13 protein-coding genes, 3 rRNA genes and 1 other annotated feature are annotated in these 23990 nt (G+C 41.6%); of the genes, 14 read left to right on the forward strand and 2 right to left on the reverse strand.

The genetic code is table 11. The annotated features are described in order from the left end of the window. Positions 1 to 409 precede the first annotated feature (409 nt). The 5 genes from GKZ87_07505 (at position 410) to GKZ87_07525 (ending at position 10620) form a co-directional block, all read left to right on the forward strand. Positions 410 to 916: a signal peptidase I gene (locus GKZ87_07505; protein QSI25342.1), complete on the forward strand. Its 507-nt coding sequence runs from the start codon at positions 410 to 412 to the stop codon at positions 914 to 916. Then, on the forward strand, positions 903 to 1430 hold the full coding sequence (locus GKZ87_07510) for a hypothetical protein (GenBank protein ID QSI25343.1): 528 nt from the start codon (positions 903 to 905) through the stop codon (positions 1428 to 1430). Before GKZ87_07505 ends, GKZ87_07510 begins: the two co-directional genes overlap by 14 nt. Positions 1431 to 1445: 15 nt before the next feature. Continuing rightward, positions 1446 to 2276: a hypothetical protein gene (locus GKZ87_07515; protein ID QSI25344.1), complete on the forward strand. Its 831-nt coding sequence runs from the start codon at positions 1446 to 1448 to the stop codon at positions 2274 to 2276. A gap of 17 nt (positions 2277 to 2293) precedes the next feature. Then, on the forward strand, positions 2294 to 10042 hold the full coding sequence (locus tag GKZ87_07520; protein QSI25345.1) for a leucine-rich repeat protein: 7749 nt from the start codon (positions 2294 to 2296) through the stop codon (positions 10040 to 10042). A 146-nt stretch (positions 10043 to 10188) separates the two neighbouring features. Beyond that, the gene (locus GKZ87_07525; GenBank protein ID QSI25346.1) at positions 10189 to 10620 is read left to right on the forward strand and encodes a recombinase family protein; all 432 of its coding nucleotides are present in this window, start codon (positions 10189 to 10191) and stop codon (positions 10618 to 10620) included. A 575-nt stretch (positions 10621 to 11195) separates the two neighbouring features. Here the strand turns inward: GKZ87_07525 and GKZ87_07530 are convergent. After that, positions 11196 to 11909, reverse strand: a complete 714-nt coding sequence (locus GKZ87_07530) for an AAA family ATPase (GenBank protein QSI25347.1) — start codon at positions 11907 to 11909, stop codon at positions 11196 to 11198. A gap of 166 nt (positions 11910 to 12075) precedes the next feature. Then, positions 12076 to 13062, reverse strand: coding sequence for a tryptophan--tRNA ligase (gene trpS / locus GKZ87_07535; GenBank protein ID QSI25348.1), 987 nt, complete (start codon positions 13060 to 13062; stop codon positions 12076 to 12078). Positions 13063 to 13094: 32 nt separating this feature from the next. Then, positions 13095 to 13303, reverse strand: a binding site (T-box leader). Between the two features lie 123 nt (positions 13304 to 13426). Between trpS and GKZ87_07540 the strand changes: the two genes are divergently transcribed. The 9 genes from GKZ87_07540 (at position 13427) to GKZ87_07580 (ending at position 23934) form a co-directional block, all read left to right on the forward strand. Then, positions 13427 to 13858, forward strand: a complete 432-nt coding sequence (locus GKZ87_07540; protein ID QSI25349.1) for a Spx/MgsR family RNA polymerase-binding regulatory protein — start codon at positions 13427 to 13429, stop codon at positions 13856 to 13858. Between the two features lie 546 nt (positions 13859 to 14404). After that, positions 14405 to 15946: ribosomal RNA gene (locus GKZ87_07545) — 16S ribosomal RNA — on the forward strand. 273 nt (positions 15947 to 16219) lie between these two features. Beyond that, positions 16220 to 19128 (forward strand): 23S ribosomal RNA (locus GKZ87_07550). A gap of 50 nt (positions 19129 to 19178) precedes the next feature. Further along, a 5S ribosomal RNA gene (gene rrf / locus GKZ87_07555) occupies positions 19179 to 19292 on the forward strand. Together the 16S, 23S and 5S rRNA genes form the textbook arrangement of a ribosomal RNA operon. A gap of 419 nt (positions 19293 to 19711) precedes the next feature. Next, complete coding sequence (locus tag GKZ87_07560; protein QSI25350.1) at positions 19712 to 20557, forward strand: hypothetical protein; 846 nt, start codon at positions 19712 to 19714, stop codon at positions 20555 to 20557. 74 nt (positions 20558 to 20631) lie between these two features. Next, entirely contained in the window at positions 20632 to 22137 is a 1506-nt protein-coding gene (locus GKZ87_07565; GenBank protein QSI25351.1) for a tetratricopeptide repeat protein, read from the forward strand. Between the two features lie 17 nt (positions 22138 to 22154). Beyond that, positions 22155 to 22766, forward strand: a complete 612-nt coding sequence (locus tag GKZ87_07570; protein ID QSI25352.1) for an SOS response-associated peptidase — start codon at positions 22155 to 22157, stop codon at positions 22764 to 22766. Further along, a complete protein-coding gene (locus tag GKZ87_07575) occupies positions 22763 to 23488 on the forward strand; it encodes an ABC transporter permease subunit (protein QSI25353.1) in 726 nt (241 codons plus the stop codon). The genes GKZ87_07570 and GKZ87_07575 overlap by 4 nt, the downstream gene beginning before the upstream one ends. Next, positions 23485 to 23934, forward strand: a complete 450-nt coding sequence (locus tag GKZ87_07580; GenBank protein ID QSI25354.1) for a GNAT family N-acetyltransferase — start codon at positions 23485 to 23487, stop codon at positions 23932 to 23934. Before GKZ87_07575 ends, GKZ87_07580 begins: the two co-directional genes overlap by 4 nt. Positions 23935 to 23990 lie beyond the last annotated feature (56 nt).

Raw genomic sequence — 23990 nt, forward strand, 5'->3', positions numbered from 1 at the left:
TTGATACAGGAAAGATAAACAGTGAGAATGTGCCTGTCATACAGCCGGGATCAGAAGGCAGCTACATCTTCTGTCTGGAGAACAATCGTTCAACCAATCTCTCGGTAAAGATCTATCTTGAGAAGGTATCAAAGGTAGAATTCCCACTGGAATACAGACTGTCTGAAATTCAGAGCATCGACAGTGTAGTAGATGATGATGTGAAATGGCAGAGTCTAAAGGATGGAGAGCTGACGCTTTCTGCGGATGGGACCATTGGTCATAAGAGTATAGATAATCAAAAGCTATACCGTCTGGAATGGAAATGGCCATTCGATAAAACAAATAGTAAAGATACAGAACTTGGAAAGAATCAGTCAAAGTTTGAAATCAAGCTAGGTGTCCGTGTAGAAGAACTGGTAAAAGAGAAATGAGAAACATAATCACAAAAGCTGGAACATTGGTGCTTGGCATTCTCGTATGTCTGCTGATCATTATACTTGGCATTCAGGCATACAACAAACTCATTGTTCATGATGAAACTGCCAGCATTCTGGGCTATAATTACAAGACAGTTCTGACAGGTTCCATGGAACCTGCAATACCAGTTGGCAGCATCGTCATTACAAAAGAACAGAGCAGTTATGAAATGGAAGATATTATATCCTTTCAGGAAGAAGGAGCCATCATTACACATAGAATCATCAGCATAGACAGGGAACGATACATAACAAAAGGTGACGCCAATAATGTGGCAGATACAGAGGAAGTCCAGCAGAAACAGATATTAGGGAAAGTAATTCTGACGATACCGCTGCTTGGCTATCTGGTCATGTGGCTGATGTCACCATTCGGAATCATCAGTTTATTTATCATCATAGGAATCTGGTATATAGCGACAGGAAGAAACAGAGGTGCAGGAAATGAAAAGGAATAGAACAACATTAAAGAAAACAGCAATCGGGTTAGTATTCATACTGCTGGTTATGGGTGCTGTGACACTTGCACGCTACACTTCTTCCGTACAGGGACAGGGTACTGCAACGACTGCAAGATTTGTAAATGAATCTACGTTTCAAATCGACAATGTGGAAATGCCGAAACAACCCGGAACTTATACTGAAATGACATTCGATGTTGCCAATTATGATACGAATGGAACGGCCGAAGTCAAAATGACCTATACCTTTCTTGCTGAAACTGCAGGAAATATACCATTGAAATTTACTTTTACTCCTGTTAGTTCAAATCCTACAGGAGATACAACAAATATGATCAGTCAAACAGTAGAAGCAAATACTGAAACGAATTTAGGAACGCTCAATTTAAACAAGATGCAACATTCTTATAAAGTCAAAATAGAATGGCCATCATCGGAAAATACATCAGAGCTCAGCACTGAAATAGACTATGTCAGAATCAGAATAAAGACGAAACAAGCAAATAGTTAAGAAAGGGGTACGTGTATGAAAGAGATAAAAATAGGTAACAAGCGAACAAAGCTTCTCTTAAAAATATTATCCCTTTGTGTTATCGTGACAATCATTTTAGGTGGTGTTTCATTCGCAATGTTCATTGGTGAAAATATGTCAGATAAACATATTGTCAAGCCGGAAGGTTTCTATTTTGCATCTGATTCTTTGCAAGAAGGAACAGCAATGAAGCATGAAATGAATAATTGGAATACAAGTAAAGATTATACAGTTATCCTTGATATTAGAAATTGGCAGGATAGTCTAAGATCTTCAAGCATTGATATAGATTATACGTTATCAGTTGATGATGCAAGTTTACAAATACAGGTTAATGATACGACTATCAATAATGGTGATACACTGCATTTGAGTTCCTCAAGTGAAACTACAGATAAAGTTATCATTACAGTACCTAGTGGACATAAACCTGCAAATAATAAATTCAAAGTAACTGCAGTTGCGAAACCAAGCACGGCAGGAACTGGTTTCACTCAGACGATGTATGGAGAGTTTTCCCTAAATGAGAAAACGACGACCTTTGATGCTGAATTAGAAAAGCATAATAATTACATTGATATACGTATTGGTGTTGCAGGAGAAACCGACGTAGAAATTGCATGGCCTTCATGGGTAACAATTGATACGACAGATCAGCTTCTTTCAAATGTAACAGGCAAGAGTACAACATTTCATTTAGCGCAGGATTCCAGTCATATTGTCCGATTCTTTGTGACTGATACGATAAATGAAAGTGAGTATTTTACAGTTACAGCAAACGGAAGAACTGCAAACATAGATGTCAAAGGAAAGATTTCCAATTAGGTAAGGGAGGACAGAATATGAATAAAAAGAATAATCATAACAAAAACTTAAAGCTTCTTATTGCTTCCCTTTTCCTTGTGGGAAGTTTGATTGGATTACTGTTAAATGATGATGAACATGTATATGCTTTTCATGATGAAGAAATTATCGCTACGATACCAGTAGGTGTTAACAATGATAATGTAAAAGCAATACTGACAAAGGATGGAACACTAACTTTAAGCGGTGAGGGGGAAATCAAGGATTTTACTGCTGATACAACTCCATTAAAAGAGTATCGCAATCAAATCAGCGAAATTGTTATAGAAGATGGCATCACATCTATAGGGGATTATCTTTTTTATAATTGTAAGGGATTGAATGATGCTTTAGAAATACCGGCAACAGTTGTACATATTGGAGATGGAGCATTCTATGGCAGCGATGAAAAGAATGCACCTCATTTCATGAAAATTATAAATCATTTTAAAACAGCAGATATTACTGTAGCAGTTGAAAAAGAAGTACCTTCAACTGAGGAGGAGCAAACTGAAAAGCAGGAACCTGTGAATAGTGAATCAAATGATCCGATGTCAAATAATACTACTCCAGTTGATGATAATGAAGCTGATATTAAGGAACCTACATCAATTAAGACGGAAACTGTCATAGAGATTAAAACGATTACAGAACAGCAGATGGGAACACATGTATTCTACGCTACTGTTCATGGTGGTTATCAATGTGAAGATAATAACGCATCATTTGTTAATGCTATGAATGAGGCAGAGTATCAGAAAGCAGATAGATTCGTTACAGCAAAGCTAGATAATGTTTTGACAAGAAATCTTCCGGTTTTTAAAGGATCTATCTTTGTGCCTGAACAACCAGAAATAGGACTTACGAATCCAAGCATGGATGATGCACTTCATGAATCAATATTTACCGGATGGACATATCAGGGAAAAGAAATCAACGTAGATGATCAGATGGCAATTGATGAAACAGTTGATACTCTTTCTCTGACTTCACGATGGGAAACGAAAGCAACACTTGAGCCTGAAATCAGGCAATCGGTGAAAGATAAAAAAACGACCTATTCTATCTTCAATAAGATAACTGATACTGAAATTGCTGATATACAGGGATATGTCATGTCCTATCAGTGGCAGATCAAGACCTTAGATAGTGATTGGAAAGATATAGAAGGAGAAACAAAATCTACACTCATTAGAGAATCAAATGAAAATGATCATACTTCTATGTTCAGAGCAATATTATCTGTGTCAAAGCAAAGTAAAGCAAGAACTGCTGCAACTCCTACAACCTTTACTACAAATGAAGTAACTGGAATTGATGCAGAAAAGCCAATAACGATAACATATGATGCAAATGGTGGAGTTGGAGAAGCTCCGGTTAATACAAGCATTAGTATATCTACACCTTATAAACCAGAAGAAAGTACATTGACACCACCTAACAATCAAGTATTTATAGGATGGAAAGTAACCTTGAATAATATAGTGGTCACGAAGAATAATGGAACAATAGTAAACACAGATGATATTATACAGACTTCAGATGTTTTATCTCTATCATTAAATGGTGCAGATCATGGCAATATAATTTTTACTGCACAGTGGAGTAATGGAACAGTCATTTATTTTAATCCCAATATATCAGCAAGTGGAGATGGTATGACGCCAGATACTGCTGTGAAAACCCTTAATGAAGCATATGGGAAACTGCCGTCTGATGGCACAATCAACACTAATAAAATTGTACTGCTAGGCTCTTATAGGTTTACTTCAACAGTTACTTTACCAGCAAAAAAAGTAACAATTACTGCTAATTCCTATGATCAGACCACATCTCCAATTCTGTATATGGATAATACTAATGTTATGATTACTTTAGGAGATGATACAAAATTTGAGAATATAAAAATTGGTGCACCAACATTCTGGAGCGGAAATGCTGAAAGACCAGAGGGAATATATGCAGATTTTCATACATTGATAATGGGAGATCACATCGTTAATACTTCTGGAACATTACAGGTTTTTGGTGGTAGTAGAACAAGTGGTAAAAATGGACATTCGGACATTCGAATATTCAGTGGATCATATCGTTACATTAATGGTGCAGGTTATAATACAAGTTCAAGTGGGAATACAAATATATTGTTATATGGCGGAGGTGGTGCTGTTTATGGAGGTATACATACAGGTGGTGTATTAACCGGTAGTACGAATATAATTGCATATGGTGGTGGCTTTAGTATTTTTGGTGGTAATCGATACGGTCAGGTCACTGGCGATACACATATCAAAATATATGGAGGAGGTCACAGTGTTTATGGTGCTTCTCACGCAGGAACAGGTTATGTGAAAAACGTTAATATAGAAGTTTATGATCCTTATGGGACTACGAAACTAGGAGAATTTTGTGGAGGCATATATGACGGTAATTCAACATCCAATAGGTATCCTGTACAAGAAAAAATCAATATTTCTATTCATGGTGGAACTTTTGGTGCAATTTATGGTGGAGGTCTAAATGATTGGGCTGAAGGTAGCGGACCAACTGTTAAATCTGGTGTAAATCTTTTAATTGAGAATGCTGAAGTTAATAATGATGTTTATTTAGGAGGAAAATATGGAGCAGTAAATGGAAGTTCAACATTAACGATAAGAAATTCTAACATACATGGTAGTGTTTATGGTGGTGGTTTAGGTGGTAAAAATAATAAAGGAAGTACTATATCAAGTAATATTTATGGGAATGCTACAATAAATATTGATGAAAATACGATAATTGATAATAATGTTTATGGTGGTGGTAATAACAGATCAAATATCAATAGCACGGCATTTGTTTACTTTTATGGAACAGCAAAGAATGTATATGGTTCAGGGAAAGGAAGCCTTACTTCGGTTTCACAAAGTAATATTAATATAGGTGATAATGCTGTTATTAAAGAAAATGTTTATGGTGGTGGAGATGAGGGAACAACAACTGCTTCTACGCTTAATATATTAGGAGGAGTAATTGGAACAGAAGAAAATAGTGGGAATATTTTTGGTGGAGGTAATAATGTTGGTGTTAATACTAGTATTGTCTCATTAAAGAATACACCAACAATTACTGGCAACATTTATGGTGGTTCAAATGCATCTGGAACTACAACAACATCAACAGTTAATATTTCAGGTAGCGTGGCTAATAGTGTTTATGCAGGAGGTAAGGGAGAAAATACTACTGTTACAAATGCAACATTAAATGTTGAAAGTGGTGCAAATATTGCTGGAAATGCATTCGGTGGTTCAGAAAAAGGTACTGTTACAAATTCCACTGTTAATTTGAATGGTGGATATGTAAAGAATGCTTTTGGTGGATCTGATCAAGCAAGTATCACTGGCGATGTTAAGATCACTTCTTTGGCTGGGTCAAGTGCCGGGAATATTTATGCCGGATGTAATTCATCAGGTAGTGTTAGTTCTCCTATATTAAATCTAGCGGGCAAAGCCGATAATGTGTTTGGTGGTGGAAATGCTACTGATAAGACACAGGCTGATGTTACTGGAGTATCAACGATAACAGTTACTTCTGATAATGCAAATAAAATCAGTAATGTGTATGGTGGCGCAAATTCTTCCGGTCTTGTAAAAGCTCCAGTTATCAATATCAAAGGGTATGCTGGTAATGTCTATGGCGGAGGATATGGAGCAGATACAACTACAGAGTCTCCTTCTATAACTACTCAAAATGCTACTGTTGATAATGCTTACGGTGGAGGTAATAAAGGCCTTGTTGCCAATACAAATGTACTCATTAGTTCGGATTCAAATATAAAAAATGCTTTTGCCGGCGGAAATGAAGCCGGTGTTGATGGAACAGTTAAGATTCAGGTAATTTCTACAGCTACTATTCAAAATATGTATGGTGGTTCCAATAATAATGGAACTGTGAAAAATCCACAGATACAGGTAGACGGTTCTGAAGGATCAATTCCTAAAGTAACCAATGTCTATGGTGGTGGATATGGTCAATCTACAGTAACGGAAAGTCCTGTGATCAAGATTGATGGCTATACGACAATAGAGAATGTCTATGGCGGTGGAAATCTTGGTCAAACTTCAAATGCAAGCATTACAGTTGGTAATACAAATAATGGCACTGATACAGGGACGATTGATAAGGTCTTTGCAGGAGGAGATCAGGCTGGTATCACCGGAAAGAGTAATGTAGTTATCAATCCATCTATGAAGGTCACAAGTCTTTATGGTGGTTCTAATAATTCAGGTGATGTAGAAGATGTTGATCTAACGATCAACGGTACAGTAGGAACAGTGTACGGTGGTGGTCTTGGTAATGGTACGAAAACATATACTCCTGTTATTATCGTTAATAATGGTGCTAAGATAACCAATCTTTATGGTGGAGGAGATGAAGGAAGAACTTTTACATCATCTCATATCACATTGAAGGAAGGCTCTGTCGTTAATGAAAATGTCTATGGAGCAGGAAATCAGGTAGGTATCGAAGATAAACAGAATGCAGGGATTGGAAATGCTCCAGAAAGTGATAGCTATATTACATTAGAAAAAAATGCAACTGTACAGGGAAATATTTACGGAGGTAGTAATCAAAGAGGAACCGTAAAAGGAGTTTCAAACCTAACCATAAATGGAATAGTAACAGGAAATGTATTTGGTGGTGGAAAAGGTGTCAATACACAGGTATTCAATACAAAAATCAATATGAGTGCTACTGCTACTGCGAAAAATGTCTATGGTGGTTCTGAAGAAGGTAGTATCGAGGATTCAACGTTGATCGAGATACAAGGTAGTAAGATTTCTGAAAGTGTCTACGGTGCTGGTTTCGGTGCTACATCGAATGTTAAGAAAGATGTCTATATCGTTATTGCAGATGCATCTATCAGTGGCAATGTCTTTGGTGGAGGAAGCCAAGGTACGGTTGGAGGAGATACACATGTAGATATTATCAGTGGAACAATAGGAACTGCTTCAAATAAAGATACAGGAAATGTCTTCGGTGGTTCGGATAGTGCAATCGTGTCAGGGAATACCAAAGTGCATGTAGGTAAATTTGCAGCAGATGGAAATACAGTAGGTATCACTCCAACAAGCAAAGAAATCACGATTATGCAGTCAATCTTTGGAGGTGGGAATAAAGCAGCTTCGGGAACTTCCTTTGATGCTTCTAACCCATATGTATTGGGCGATGCAGAAGTGAATGTAGATGCATATACTTACACAACATTCAAAGTTGGAGAAAGTTTGTTTGGAGATGGAAACAAATGTGTCGTATCAGGAAATCGTACTTTTATTCTTAAAAATTATGACGCAGCACTCTTGTCTATTCAGCGGGCAGATACGCTAACGATTGAAAAAAGTAAGATAGAGATTAGCGGAACTACAGATAGTGCAAACTTGATTGCGACTTCTCAATATTCATTGAATAGGATTGGAAATCTGATATTAAAAGATGGAAGTGAAGTCAAACTGCAAACACCTGCGAACCTATTATTAGGTATTGAGAGTCAAGATGCTGCTGGTAATGTAACTACAGCATCCAATGCATTAGGAATTAACAATACGATCTATATGCAGCAGGGAGAAGCACTGGAATTGCGTACCAATGAGGACGTATCTCGTCCGGGCTATGGTGATGTCAAAGGCTTTACCTTATTAGGACGTTATGATAAAGATGGTAATAATCTTGAAAAAGGTATCTATATTCTAGGTGGTATGGGTTCAGATGATGACAGCGGATTCTATTATGCCAATGCTACAGATACAGATCAAGGCATTACATATCATGAAAAAATAACACCAACTCATGATAAAGAAGGAACAGTATGGAGAAACTGGAAAGTTGCAAATGCGGTACTCAATAGACAGGAAACTCTGACCATGTCAGATAAGCCTACTGGAGGAAAAACAGCCCAGCTTGAAGGGGATTCTGCCGATGGTTCCATTTATCGTCTGGATACTTCATCCTTACAGATTAAGACACAAAATGGCTCTACAGAGAAGTTCACAATTAAAGAAGAAGGACAGTTAAAAGATAATGATAATGTCAATACAACATTAGGATTATCGATTGGAACAGGACAAAGCGGCTGGTTAGAACAGAGAAAAGTTGGCTATGTAGTCGGAAGCAGCGATGGAGCAGGAAACCAAATCATTGTTGATGAAACAAATAAAGGTGAGATGCGTTCTATCAATGGTGGAACTGCCAAGCCGATTATACAGGTAGATCTTTCTAATCTTGATGGTATCAGCAAAACGGATTCATCAGCACCCCTGCAAGTAACATTTACCATAGATATGATCAAACTACAGCCGGATGGTTCAGAAATTGAAACCGGTAAAATGAATGTGATATTAGATATAAAGCGAGAACAGCACGGACAGTATACAGATGTTGCATTACAATCTGGCAAGAAATATGATCGAGCTGGACAAACATATACCTATAATTCAGCAAGCCCTCAAGTAGGTATCACAATATCAAAAGAGAGTTCTGTAACTTTACAATATGCACAGCAGGGGCAATTAAAAGATATACCAGCTGATCATACATTATCTTTCTCAACAGCACTTCCGGAAGGAACAACGATTCTGATGGTAGATAAAAAAGGAACACATGATGAATATTATGAATACACAGTTCCTAATGGCGGTAAATCAAAGATCAATCTTAGCGATTTCATCAAAAATGAAACATCGAATACGAAGTATCAACCTGTAACAGAGAAAGGACAGAAGGAAAATTTTATCTTTGTCATAGATTTTGCACGTGCAGCATCCTTTACAGTAAATTCTATTACTGCAACGCTTGATGCTGTAAATAGTTCTGGTAGTTCTGTATACAACGCAACGATGTCAACAGTATTTGCGGTTAATGGTGATAAGAAAGAATATTCCTTAAGCAGTGAGAAAGCTTCTGGAACAGTCTCTATTACACCGGATTATCCAATGAATACGACGTTCCAGATTGATTTAAAAACTGCAGTTCAAAATGCAAATGTAGGTATTGATACAACTGGAGATGGACGCCAGATGGGTGTGAAAGTGAAACTATTTAACAAGGATTTGAATCGATATATTGACATACCGCAGACATGGAAAATCATCAGCAATGGTGTGCGTTACAGTACATCAGGAGATAGTTTAACAGTCGTACTTGCGGATCAAATGACAGAGGCTACATCAAATATTTATGTATCTATGGATAACCTTAGTAATGTGCCATCTGGTAACTATCGTTTTGATATTGAACTTGTCAGTGGTGCATTGGCAAACTATCCGGGAGATACAACTACGACATCAGTATCGAATGTACAATATAACTTTAAATTAAAGGATTACCGCTATTCCATCGCTGTAGAAATGCTATCGCCTGATGAACCTATATTCAAGACAGATGATGCAGATAGAACAATCAATGCTTTAATCACTAAGGTGGCTCAAGGTGGTGCAGATACAAGCGAAGTGACAGTAGAACAGGTTGTATCTAGGAAGAATCCTGAAACAAAGAAATACGAGGATTTAAACTTATCCGATGTTTTCACAGGAAGTCTTGATAAAGTACTGAGCTGGAAAACAAATAAGCAGACTTATAAATTAAAGGAGGGATTGGAAGCAGGGACTTATCGTATTACTTATACGATAAAAACGAAAGTAGAAATAAATGGTACAACAGTCGTAAAAGATGCAGGAACTGAAACAATGAATTTTATTGTAACGAAAGATTAAGAAAAAGTTTTACCCAAGCAGGATGGTAGTTAAATAGCATCTATCTTCCTGCATGTTTACTCTAATGATTTGTTTTATAAATTTGATACCGGAATTTTGGCGAATTCTTATCACATGATAAGACGAATGATCAAAGGAGAGCTGAAGTGAGTGAAAAAGTAGAGATAGATTCCTTTATATGCTTGGGGAATGATTTAACAGAAGTCAGAAACAGCTTGGAACTATTAGCTGAAGAAAGGATGATGATAGCCTGTAATGGCTTAAAAGCGGATGCTTCATTATTACTTTGTTTCTATGATTATCTCTTAGAACTGAATCGACAAAAGTTAAAAGCGAGTCAGAAAAAAGGAATTGAAAAAGCCTTACAGAGAAAATCTGAAGGTGTGGGTTCATACGGCAGACCAAAAACTGCCTTACCGAAAGATTTTGAAATACGTATCAAAGCCTGTCTAAGCAAAAAACAGAAACTATCTGATTATTGTGATGAATTGCAGATGAAAAGATCAACATTTTATAAATACGCAAAGCAGATTGAGAATAAGCTGGATAGTTTAGACAACAGTATATGTAGAAATTAAATTCAATATATTTATCTATATAAGAGAAGATATGCTAAATAATCAAGCCCAATATCTTCAAAGATACTCAACTTGAAAGACTGTAGGTTGAGTTTTCTTTTTGCTCCGGTCTAAGAATTACATTACATCATAACAGAAGAAGGAAGACACATTTGGCGTGGCAGTCCATCCTCTACATGTTGAGTAAAAGCATTTGCCGATTTGTACTGCTATTCGGTTGAGAGAGAAAATGCAATCAATTAGCACATGATAATGAGCTTGAATCAGCTTAAACTATTAAGGAATATTTAATAGTTCAAAAAGAAGGCAACAGAAAGGTTTCAAGAAATACAAACATTACAATAGAGAGGAAATAATGCGTAGTATGTTTCTGTTGCCAAAAACTTTTTAACCGAAGATGAAATGTACCCTTTAAATAATAAGAATCCCCAGATAATCTTGAGGCATTTGCGTACTTCATTTCCTCATTATGAACCTTTCGCATGATGATGCTTTTGCTATTGCAGCTGTTAGCCCGGCGTCGTATTATTATAGGAATCTTCCCGGTGTGATGGTAATGAATGTTTGATAAGCGCTTATATATCATCTTCCCGTAACAGCTTATCCAGCATATAGTCACGGTTATTGATAAACATCTCGGTTATCTGATAGGATGCAGTCTGTTCATAGGTGATTTCTTCTACCCTGCCATCATCAAAGCTTAAAATCTGAGCATCGGGAACACCGAGCAGAATCGGAGAATGCGTTGCAATCAGAAACTGGGAGCCCTCTGTGGCCATTGTCGTGAGCTGAATCAGCAGGGCCAGCTGCCGCTGCACAGACAAAGCTGCCTCCGGCTCATCCAAAAGGAAGAAGCCAACATCCCGAAAGCTCTGCATAAAGGATAAAAAGCTTTCACCATGAGAACAGGAATGCAAAGCTCTTCCCTGATATGTGGATTCATAATCCTCGGCCTTGGTCGCTACATTATAAAAGCTCTCCGCCCGCAGGAAATAGGAGCAGGAAGGCTGATATGGGCCGCGGCTCATATGAATGCCCTCGTAAAGTGAGGAATGCGTATCTCTGGTATAAAACCGATAATTTTTTGTGCCTCCCTCGGGATTAAAGCCATAAGCTACGGCGATTGCTTCCAGAAGCGTTGACTTACCATAGCCGTTTTCTCCTGTGAGAAAGGTTATTTGCTTGTGAAATTTCAATGTATCAAAGGAATGCAGTGCCGCAATGCCCTGTGTGTAATCTGTGACCTTTTTCCAGTCAATGAAGATATCGCGTAAGAATAAGTGCTGCATTTCATCACCTCCGTATACCAGTATCATAGCATAAATACATGGGCAGGGAAACGACAGTTGCGTATACCGCATGAATATTGCAGTATGCATATTCTGTACAGAACAAAAAAAGCATGATAAATTGCACGTTTGCTTATCATGCTTCCCGTATGCTTTTAAATTCGCTTTAGAACAGTTGAAAGCCAATCTTCTTTTTTACCTTCATCAGTTTCTTGCGAGCGGAACGTCTGGCCTTTTCATTACCCTCTGTAATAACCTTCTCCACCTGACCGCTGGACAGGATATCCTTGTACTTCGCCTGTAAATCACTCAGGAAATCAAAGACTGCTGCACCAACTTCTTTTTTGAGATCACCGTAGCCCTTGCCTTCATATCGCGCAACAATGTCTTCAATGCTCTCTCCATTTAATGAGGACAGAATAGTAAGTAAATTGGAAACACCCGGCTGGTTTTCCGGATCATATTGTATAATACCGATGGAATCGGTAACTGCAGACATGATTTTTTTACGTGCAACTGATGGTTCATCCAGCAAATCAATGGTACCCTTTGGATTTTCCTCAGATTTGGACATTTTCTTTGTCGGATCCTGCAGCGAATAGATTTTCGCTCCCACCTTGCTTACAAGCGGTTCCGGAACGACAAATGTATCGCCATAACGGTTGTTGAAGCGCTCTGCCAGATTTCTTGTCAGCTCCACATGCTGCTTCTGATCCAGACCGACTGGAACATAATCTGCATCATATAACAGGATATCCGCAGCCATCAGGGACGGGTATGTAAACAGCCCTGCTGTAATACCGGTTTCTCCCTTTGCCGTCTTATCCTTATATTGTGTCATACGCTGCAGCTCTCCCATATAGGAATTGCAGGTCATGATCCATCCCAGCTCAGCATGCTCATGCACATCACTCTGTAAGAAAATCGTAACCTTTTCCGGATCCAAACCGGCAGCCAGATACAGCGCAATCAAATCCTTTGTATTTTTCTTCAGCTCTGCGCGCTCCTGTGGGACTGTGATTGCATGCATGTTCGCTATAAAGACATACATTTCATAATCATCCTGATAAGCTACGAAATTCCGTATAGCTCCGATATAGTTTCCCAGAGTCAGACGTCCGGTTGGTTTAATGCCGCTCAGCATTCGTTTCATAAAAACACCTCCATATAATAAAAAAAGTACCATGTAGGGACGCTTACAGCGTGGTACCACCCAACTTATTCCATATCTGTATAGTATAGAATCACTTGCCAGTAACGGTGGCTTGCCGGTTCCTTACAGGAACATGCTCCAAGGCCCCAATTCATTGTTAAGGTCTTCCCTGATTTGCACCAACCATCAGTTCTCTATAGAAGGTATCCTTAAAATTACTAATCCTTATCTATGCATTTTGATTTCAATACTATCATACTATTATCGATTCTGAAAAACAAGGAAAAACACAAAATATGCAAAAATTGCTTTCCTATTAAAATACAATGAATTATAATAGGTATATGTGAAGGAGGCAGAGAAGATGATTATACTATATACTTCACCCGGATGTGCAAGCTGTAGAAAAGCAAAGCAATGGTTAAAAGACAATGAGATGCAATACATTGAAAAGAATATTTTTACGACACTGCTGAAGGAGGATGAAATAAAATATCTTCTGCAGAGAACAGAAAACGGTACGGAGGACATTATATCCACGCGTTCCAAGGCGTTTCAGGAGCTGCATAGAGATCTGGATGATATCTCTATCAAGGAGCTGGTGGATATCATACAAAAGAATCCATCTATTTTGAAGCGTCCAATTATGATCAATGAGAAAAGCTTCGTTGTCGGATACGACGATGATGAAATTACGGCACTTGTTCCGGCTAAGCTGCGACTCACTGCACAGCAGGCATGCAATCCAAGCTGTGCAAATTATCCAATATGCGGCAAGGTACGTGAGGAAGCATAGAAACATTATATATAGGAAGACTGTCACAGCAGATGATTATCATCAGCGAGAGGACAGTTTTTTTGTATCTGTGCTTGTATGAATGTTGTCCGTTTTTTGGTATGCGCTTGTTTGAAACGAAACGAATACTCGTGATGAAAAGAAGCAGGAGAGCTTCTATGAAACTTTTTTCCTTTTTACAGCTGCAAGTGCTGCTAGTTTCTGAGTAGTACCGCATCCATCTGCAGCCGTTATTCTTAATGCTTTTATATTGTAAACATTACAGGGAAATATTCTATAATAAGGAGAATTAGGCATAAACAAATGCTGTAACCGTTTACGAACAGAAAAGGAAGAAAAAAATCAAAAAAAGTGAAATAAAACGTTGACACAAAGAATGATTCGTTGTATTATATACGAGCGCTGATGAGAAACAGCGGCGCACGAAATAGAAATTTCGGTCTTTGAAAACTGAACAGGAAACGTCAATTATTTGAGAAAACAATATTCTCGGAATAACGATAACTAAAATGAAATTCAAACGCAAGTCATGCGTTAGAGCTAAATCAAATGGAGAGTTTGATCCTGGCTCAGGATGAACGCTGGCGGCATGCCTAATACATGCAAGTCGAACGAAGTCTCTAGGGAGCTTGCTTCCAAAGAGACTTAGTGGCGAACGGGTGAGTAACACGTAGGTAACCTGCCCATGTGTCTGGGATAACTGCTGGAAACGGTAGCTAAAACCGGATAGGTATACGGAGCGCATGCTCTGTATATTAAAGCACCCCTCAAGGTGTGAACATGGATGGACCTGCGGCGCATTAGCTAGTTGGTGAGGTAACGGCCCACCAAGGCGATGATGCGTAGCCGGCCTGAGAGGGTAAACGGCCACATTGGGACTGAGACACGGCCCAAACTCCTACGGGAGGCAGCAGTAGGGAATTTTCGTCAATGGGGGGAACCCTGAACGAGCAATGCCGCGTGAGTGAAGAAGGTCTTCGGATCGTAAAGCTCTGTTGTAAGTGAAGAACGGCTCATAGAGGAAATGCTATGGGAGTGACGGTAGCTTACCAGAAAGCCACGGCTAACTACGTGCCAGCAGCCGCGGTAATACGTAGGTGGCAAGCGTTATCCGGAATCATTGGGCGTAAAGGGTGCGTAGGTGGCGTACTAAGTCTGTAGTAAAAGGCAATGGCTCAACCATTGTAAGCTATGGAAACTGGTAGGCTAGAGTGCAGAAGAGGGCGATGGAATTCCATGTGTAGCGGTAAAATGCGTAGATATATGGAGGAACACCAGTGGCGAAGGCGGTCGCCTGGTCTGTAACTGACACTGAGGCACGAAAGCGTGGGGAGCAAATAGGATTAGATACCCTAGTAGTCCACGCCGTAAACGATGAGAACTAAGTGTTGGAGGAATTCAGTGCTGCAGTTAACGCAATAAGTTCTCCGCCTGGGGAGTATGCACGCAAGTGTGAAACTCAAAGGAATTGACGGGGGCCCGCACAAGCGGTGGAGTATGTGGTTTAATTCGAAGCAACGCGAAGAACCTTACCAGGCCTTGACATGGATGCAAAGGCTCTAGAGATAGAGAGATAAATATGGATCACACAGGTGGTGCATGGTTGTCGTCAGCTCGTGTCGTGAGATGTTGGGTTAAGTCCCGCAACGAGCGCAACCCTTGTCGCATGTTACCAGCATCAAGTTGGGGACTCATGCGAGACTGCCGGTGACAAACCGGAGGAAGGTGGGGATGACGTCAAATCATCATGCCCCTTATGGCCTGGGCTACACACGTACTACAATGGCGACCACAAAGAGCAGCGACTTGGTGACAAGGAGCGAATCTCATAAAGGCCGTCTCAGTTCGGATTGAAGTCTGCAACTCGACTTCATGAAGTCGGAATCGCTAGTAATCGCAGATCAGCATGCTGCGGTGAATACGTTCTCGGGCCTTGTACACACCGCCCGTCAAACCATGGGAGTCAGTAATACCCGAAGCCGGTGGCATAACCGTAAGGAGTGAGCCGTCGAAGGTAGGACCGATGACTGGGGTTAAGTCGTAACAAGGTATCCCTACGGGAACGTGGGGATGGATCACCTCCTTTCTAAGGAGAAAGTACAAAAGAAGTAAAATGGTTAAGGAACATTTCCTGTTCAGTTTTGGAATACCGAAGCAGCCGGAGGTGCGAAGGCATCCAAAGGTGGCTGAGACTTTCCAAGCGAAAAAGAAGTCGATCTTTGAAAACTGAATAACAGAAGACATATGAAGGTCTATAACGAAAGTTGTAAACGAACATAGATATTCACGAGTAGAAAGTTAAACAAAACAGAAAACTCAAGCAAAAACCTAAGCAAGAAAAGAACGCTTAAAACTTAATCGTGATTAAGTGAATAAGGGCGTACGGTGGATGCCTAGGCACTTGGAACTGAAGAAGGACGCAACAAACGGCGAAACGCGACGGGGAGTGGTACGTACACAAAGATCCGTCGATATCCGAATGGGGAAACCCGGCAGCAGTAATGAGCTGTCACCGATGAGTGAATACATAGCTCATGCGGGAGGTACCCGGAGAACTGAAACATCTAAGTATCCGGAGGAAAAGAAAATAAGAATGATTCCGTAAGTAGCGGCGAGCGAACGCGGAGGAGCCCAAACCAGATCTTGATCTGGGGTTGTAGGACCACGATATGGCAAGAGCATGGCTAAGAGAACGGCATTGAAAGGCCGACCGGAGAGGGTGCAAGTCCCGTATCTGAAAGTCTAGCGAAGCCTAGTGGTATCCTGAGTACGGCGAGACACGAGAAATCTTGTCGGAAGCAGGCGGGACCATCCGTCAAGGCTAAATATACCCAAGTGACCGATAGTGGACCAGTACCGTGAGGGAAAGGTGAAAAGAACCGCGGGAGCGGAGTGAAATAGAACCTGAAACCGTATGCTTACAAGAAGTCAGAGCCCGTTAAAGGGTGATGGCGTGCCTTTTGTAGAATGAACCGGCGAGTTACGTTATCGTGCGAGGTTAAGTAGAAGATACGGAGCCGAAGCGAAAGCGAGTCTTAATAGGGCGGCAGTACGATGATGTAGACCCGAAACCGTGTGATCTAGCCATGACCAGGTTGAAGTTCAGGTGAAACTGAATGGAGGACCGAACCGACCCCCGTTGAAAAGTTGGCGGATGAGTTGTGGCTAGGGGAGAAATTCCAATCGAACACGGATATAGCTGGTTCTCCCCGAAATAGCTTTAGGGCTAGCGTCGAGGAAGAGTCGTATGGAGGTAGAGCACTGAATGTACGATGGCCCCATCCCGGGGTACTGAGTATAATCAAACTCCGAATGCCATACAGATATACTCGGCAGTCAGACTGTGGGTGATAAGGTCCATGGTCAAAAGGGAAACAGCCCAGACCGCCAGTTAAGGTCCCAAAATGTATGCTAAGTGGAAAAGGATGTGGGGATGCACAGACAACTAGGAGGTTGGCTCAGAAGCAGCCATCCTTGAAAGAGTGCGTAACAGCTCACTAGTCGAGTGACCCTGCGCCGAAAATGTACCGGGGCTAAGCATACTACCGAAGCTGCGGATTCAACTTCAGAGTTGAGTGGTAGGGGAGCGTTGCATGCACGTAGAAGCCATACCGTAAGGAGTGGTGGAGAGCATGGAAGAGAGAATGCCGGTGTGAGTAGCGAGATGTAGGTGAGAATCCTACACACCGATAGCCCAAGGATTCCAGGGGAAGGTTCGTCCGCCCTGGGTAAGTCGGGACCTAACGCGAGGCCGAAAGGCGTAGTGGATGGAAAACAGGCAGATATTCCTGTACCCGCGATGGAAATGAAGGAATGACGGAGAAGGCTAGTGTGAGCCACTAAATGGATTGTGGTCGAAGCATATAGCAGGCTGACAGTGAAATGCGTCAGCGGGATGTAAGATGTGACAGGTAAGGGAACGCCTTCGGGCAAGTACTGAAGCACATGATGCCAGCTTCCAAGAAAAGTTTCTAGTGATAATTCCATAGCGGCCCGTACCAAAACCGACACAGGTGGGCAAGGAGAGAATCCTGAGGTGAGCGAGAGAACTGTTGCCAAGGAACTCGGCAAAATGACTCCGTAAGTTAGCGATAAGGAGTGCTCTTGTAAAAGAGAGCCGCAGTGAAGAGGCCCAAGCGACTGTTTAACTAAAACACAGCTCTCTGCAAAGTCGCAAGACGAAGTATAGGGGGTGACGCCTGCCCGGTGCTGGAAGGTTAAGAGGATTTGTCATCCGAAAGGAGAAGCAATGAATTGAAGCCCCAGTGAACGGCGGCCGTAACTATAACGGTCCTAAGGTAGCGAAATTCCTTGTCAGGTAAGTTCTGACCCGCACGAAAGGCGTAACGATTTGGGCGCTGTCTCGGCAGCAGACTCGGTGAAATCTTAGTACCTGTGAAAATGCAGGTTACCCGCAACTAGACGGAAAGACCCCATGGAGCTTTACTGTAGCCTGATATTGAATTTTGATCAAAGATGTACAGGATAGGTGGGAGGCGAAGAGACGTGTACGCCAGTATACGAGGAGCCGATGTTGGGATACCACTCTTGTTTGATTGAAGTTCTAACCTGCACCCATAAGCTGGGTGAGGGACCGTGTCAGGTGGGCAGTTTGACTGGGGCGGTCGCCTCCTAAAGAGTAACGGAGGCGCCCAAAGGTACGCTCAGATTGGATGGAAATCAATCGACGAGTGCAAATGCAGAAGCGTGCTTGACTGTGAGACAGACAAGTCGAACAGGGACGAAAGTCGGGATTAGTGATCCGGCGGTGCCGAATGGAAGGGCCGTCGCTCAACGGATAAAAGCTACCCTGGGGATAACAGGCTGATCTCGCCCAAGAGTTCACATCGACGGCGAGGTTTGGCACCTCGATGTCGGCTCATCGCATCCTGGAGCTGAATTCGGTTCCAAGGGTTGGGCTGTCCGCCCATTAAAGCGGTACGCGAGCTGGGTTCAGAACGTCGTGAGACAGTTCGGTCCCTATCTGTTGTGGGCGTTGGAGATCTGAGGAGAGCTGTCCTTAGTACGAGAGGACCGGGATGGACCTACCGCTGGTGCACCAGTTGTTCCGCCAGGAGCATAGCTGGGTAGCTAAGTAGGGAAGGGATAAGCGCTGAAAGCATCTAAGCGCGAAGCCTACTCCAAGATGAGATCTCCCATTCGTCAAACGAAGTAAGACCCCTTGAAGACGACGAGGTAGATAGGTCAGAGATGGAAGTGTAGCGATACATGGAGTTGACTGATACTAATAGGTCGAGGACTTAATCACAAAGAAACAAGTCAACTGTTATTCAGTTTTGAGGGAACGACCTCAAAGAGATCTGGTGGCGATAGCGATGTGGACACACCTGTACTCATCCCGAACACAGAAGTTAAGCATATCAGCGGCGACAATATCTGGACAAGCTCCAGTGAAGATAGCACGCTGCCAGGTAAAGTGACTCATCCTTGGATGGGTCTTTTTTTAAAGATTAAGACAGATCCACTATTCTATATGATTGGGTCTTTTTTCAACAGATTATGAAAGGCTTTAGTATCCCATATGATTCTGTATATTGAAATTCGCCATATATAAGCAATATGCTTTGTATACTTTACTTTGCAATCGAAGTACTGCATACTAAGGGCCATTATTACCTGAAAATGCAGCCACCGTAAGGCTCTGCAATTAGTGGCAGTGAATTTGCTCATTTAAAAAATTGGTATATATTTGATGTTCCTTATATAATAGATGCAACTGATATAGAGGCAAACGAAAAAAAAGAAATGCTCAATCGGCAAGGAATGATTGTTTTACTGGTATAAAATACGAAAGAATGGTAAAATTCTCTAGTATGTGAAGGGAGGAATTTTATGCAGGATGTACTTCAGGATGTATTTCATGACGCACTTCCAATGATACCGTTTCTATTTCTTACGTATCTGCTCATGGAATACCTGGAACATAAGAGCAATGACCGTTTCCAGAAGCACTTAGAATCCGCAAGAGCACTGGGCCCGCTGATTGGCGGTGTACTGGGCATTGTACCGCAGTGTGGATTCTCTGTACTGGCAAGTGGTTTGTATATGAATCGTTCCATATCTTTGGGAACACTGATTGCAGTTTTTATATCTACAAGTGATGAGGCAATTCCTATATTGGTGGCGCAACCAAAGCAGATCAATATCCTGCTGTCTGTCATCGCAGTGAAGCTGGTGCTTGCTGTTCTTGTCGGATATCTGGTGGATATCTTAGTCCGTGGTCACCGGCTAAAGGAAAATCATCCGCTGCACAATATCCATGCAGAATGTGAAAAGGAAGCTATAGAGGAGCATCATTCTATTTTCTATATAGCATTAGTGCGTACAATAAAAATATTTATCTTCGTCTTTGTTGTGAATTTTGCACTGTCTGTCTTCATTTATTATATAGGTGAGGACACCCTGCGTACCATACTTGCACAAGGGTCTTATCTGCAGCCAGTACTGGCAGCCTTTGCCGGCTTTATCCCGAATTGCGCAGCCAGTGTCATTCTGGCACAGCTGTTTATGGATGGTGTACTCTCCTTCGGGGCACTTACCGCCGGTCTGATTACAAGCGCCGGCCTGGGACTTCTCGTATTGCTGCGCATGTATGATAATAAAAGAGATATCCTTCGAATCTTCGCAATACTTTTTGTGACAGCGGTTATCAGCGGCGTTGTATTGCAGCTGTTTTAGGCTAAGGAACCATCCTGGCCTTCTTTTTTTCATTTGGAAAGTATAGTATAATAATCATAAGAGGGGTGCAGACTATGGATTACAAGGAAGAATTTATGCAGCTGCTGGATCAAAACAGGCTGGAGGATGCGCGTATATTACTGGAACAGCATCAACTGTATGCGACAGAGGAGCCATTCTATTATGGAAATATGGGGTGGATATTAAACCATATGGAGCGCTATCAGGAAGCAGAGATATATTTACGAAAGGGTCTTGTCTATTTTCCGGAGGATGGCTGGATGTATAGTCAGCTAGGCTTTTCGCTAGATCGGCAGGGGGAAAGCGATGATGGCTTAAAGGCTTTGGAAAAGGCGCTGGAGCTGGGCTTTGATGAGCCATGGCTGCATGGTGAAATTGGATGGTGCTATAAGCAGCAGGGAAATTTTGAAAAGGCAATAACATACTTTGAAAATGGTCTTATGGACGACACACGCAATGTCTGGCTGTTATCACAGGCTGCAGAGGCGTATTATCATGCCGGAGATAAGAAAACAGCAGAGGATTATTATTTAAAAAGCTATCATATTCTGCCGGATGAGGATGCACGCTTTGACTTGGCAAGGTTTTATAAGGCATGCGGGGAATATGATAAGGAAATCAATATTTTGCAGGAAATCCAGCATCCACATTATCAGGATTGGAAGGAGTATGAGCTTGGTTATGCGTATTCACAGAAGAATGAACCGCAGGAAGCACTTCTTCATCTCTTGAAGGCACTAGAGCTGGGAAGGGATGATACCAGCGAGCGCACCCTGCTCGGTGATGTTTACCGTTCCCTTAATAGGATCAAAGAATCGGATGAGCAATACAATACAGCACTGGAGTATTTTGAAAAGGCTGTACAAAAGGAAACAGATACCTACTGGATCTATCAGGAAATGATTTGGATTGCGCACAAGCAGCAGGATATGAAAAAGAAGCTGCGCTATCTGGATCGTGCCAGTGTGAATAAAAAGGATGATCTATGGCTCATGTTTCACTATGCCCGATGCTACAGCGATTTGCATGAATATGAAAAAGCTATTGAGGCCTGCCAGTTTTGTCTGTCTCATGGAGAGGAAGGCCGGGAAATGTATGATTTGTATGCATGGAATCTGGGGCGGAATCATGAGGCGGAGAAAGCAATCGAAATTTTAAATGAGCGTATAAATCGCCATGGAAGTGATGCATGGAATTTCAGCGAGCTGGGCTGGAATTATACACAGCTGCAAAAATATGAGGAGGCAGCCCGCTGTTTTAAAAAGGCATATGATTTGGAGCCGAAGAATCCGTTATACAGCTCCATGCTGGGCTGGTGTCATTTGCGTATGAATCATTTGGATGCCGCATTGTCGTATCTGCTGGAGGCACAGCAGCTGGGAAGAAATGACGGATGGCTGCATTCTGCGTTTGGGGAGCTGTATACAGAAACAAAGAAATACGAGCAGGCACTTACGCATTATGAGAAGGCGTTAGAGCTGGGATATAACGAGAAGTGGATCGAAAAGGAGATATCACATCTGCTCAGGCTGCTGGGGGGACAAAAGGAACAGGCATAGGTACAGGAGGTTCGCATATGTGTGGAAGATATTTTTTTGAATTGAGAGAATTGCCGGAATTCGCAAGGCTGAAGCGAAAAATTGAACAGCAGGCACTCTTCGAGTATGCAAGAGAGGAGGTTTTTCCCGGTAATGACGCACTGGTGCTTGTCAGCGGTGAGGACGGATATGCACTGGATGTCATGCATTGGGGAATCCAGGGCCCTTATGGGAAGCTGATCAATGCCAGAAGTGAGGGAATCGATAAGAAAAAAACCTTTCGTTCCATGCTTTCACAGAAATGTCTGATTCCATGCAATGGGTTTTATGAATGGGTCAAGGTTGGAAAGCAAAAGCAGAAAATTTTGATTCAGCGAGAGGATGTACCTTTGTTTTATCTGGCAGGTATTTTTAATGAACAAAAGGAATTTGTAATCGTGACAGGTGAATCTCATGGTTTGATGAAGGAGGTGCATGACCGCACTCCTATCCTGATGTTTGAGGATCAGATTCCTTTATATCTACAGGATGAACTGGAATTTCAGGTCGATAATGAGCGTCTGACATTTACAGCGGTGGATAAGGCGGGAAAAGGAGCCGTAAAGAAAGAAAAAAAGCAGCTGTCGCTGTTTGATGAGGATGAGGAATGAAGCAGGTCAGGATTCTGTCATCGGCTTTTTTCCTGTTCCTGCTCTGGTGGCTGCTTGCAGTATGGATGGACAATGATTTTATTATACCCTATCCGCTGGATGTATTTCGCCTGATGATTGCACAGCTGCAATCCATAACGTTTTATCAAAGCACCCTGGTGACGCTGATACGTTCATGGGGAGGGCTTGCGGCAGCTTTTATTCTTGCGGCAGGCTGTGCTTATCTATCGTATCGGGTTCATATCTTTCACGATCTGTTTTATCCTGTTCTTCTGCTTACCCGCAGTGTTCCCAACATTTCCTATATCATTGTTATTCTTTTATGGTTTGGTTCGGAAAGCAGTGCTGCCATTGTCAGCTTTCTGATCATCTTTCCAACGATTTACAGCAGCTTATTCAGTGGTTTACAGCATATGGATGAAAATCTAAAAAAGGTGATTCAGCTGTATCCGGAAGGGCGTTTGTATCTGCTTCGCCGTGTCTATATTCCACTTCTATCCTCATCCATACAGGCATCGCTGTCGAATGGGATTTCTCTGACCTTTAAGGTAGGCGTTATGTCAGAAATCATGGGACAGGTACAGATGGGAATCGGACGTCAAATGAATATATGCCGTTTAACCTCAGATATGACCGGTGTATTCGCATGGACTGGCTGGATCATTCTGATTTTGCTGTTTATGGATGCAGTACTGCATGTTGCGGCGGGGCATAAGATATGAGGAAGGATGAACATGCAGTGCAGCTTCGTAAAGCCCGAATGGCAGATGCAGCAGCCATACAGAAGCTGAATGAGGAGGTATTGGGCTATGCCTGCTCATTAGAGGATACAAGGCGGCAGCTGGCTTGTCTGCTTGAAATGAAGCAGCACTGTATCATTGTTGCTGTAGCTGAACACAGGGTTGTCGGCTATGTTCATGCACAGGATTATGAGCTTTTATATTCCTTACCTATGAAGGATATACTGGGGATTGCTGTACATCCTGCCTTCCAGCAGCAGGGAGTCGGCAGCAGTCTATTGCATAGCATAGAGCGCTGGGCAAGGGATAGCAATGCCTGCATGGTTCGGCTGGTATCCGGTGAACAGCGGAAACAGGCACATGCATTTTATGAGAGAAACGGTTATGTATGTGAAAAGCGTCAGATGAATTTTAAAAAATATATATAAAAAGCCTTCGTTTTCTATCCGTCATATAGCATAATTATGCACGGATCGTACGAAAG

This window comes from Erysipelotrichaceae bacterium 66202529, from assembly GCA_017161075.1.
Classification (GTDB): Bacteria; Bacillota_I; Bacilli_A; order Erysipelotrichales; family Erysipelotrichaceae; genus Clostridium_AQ.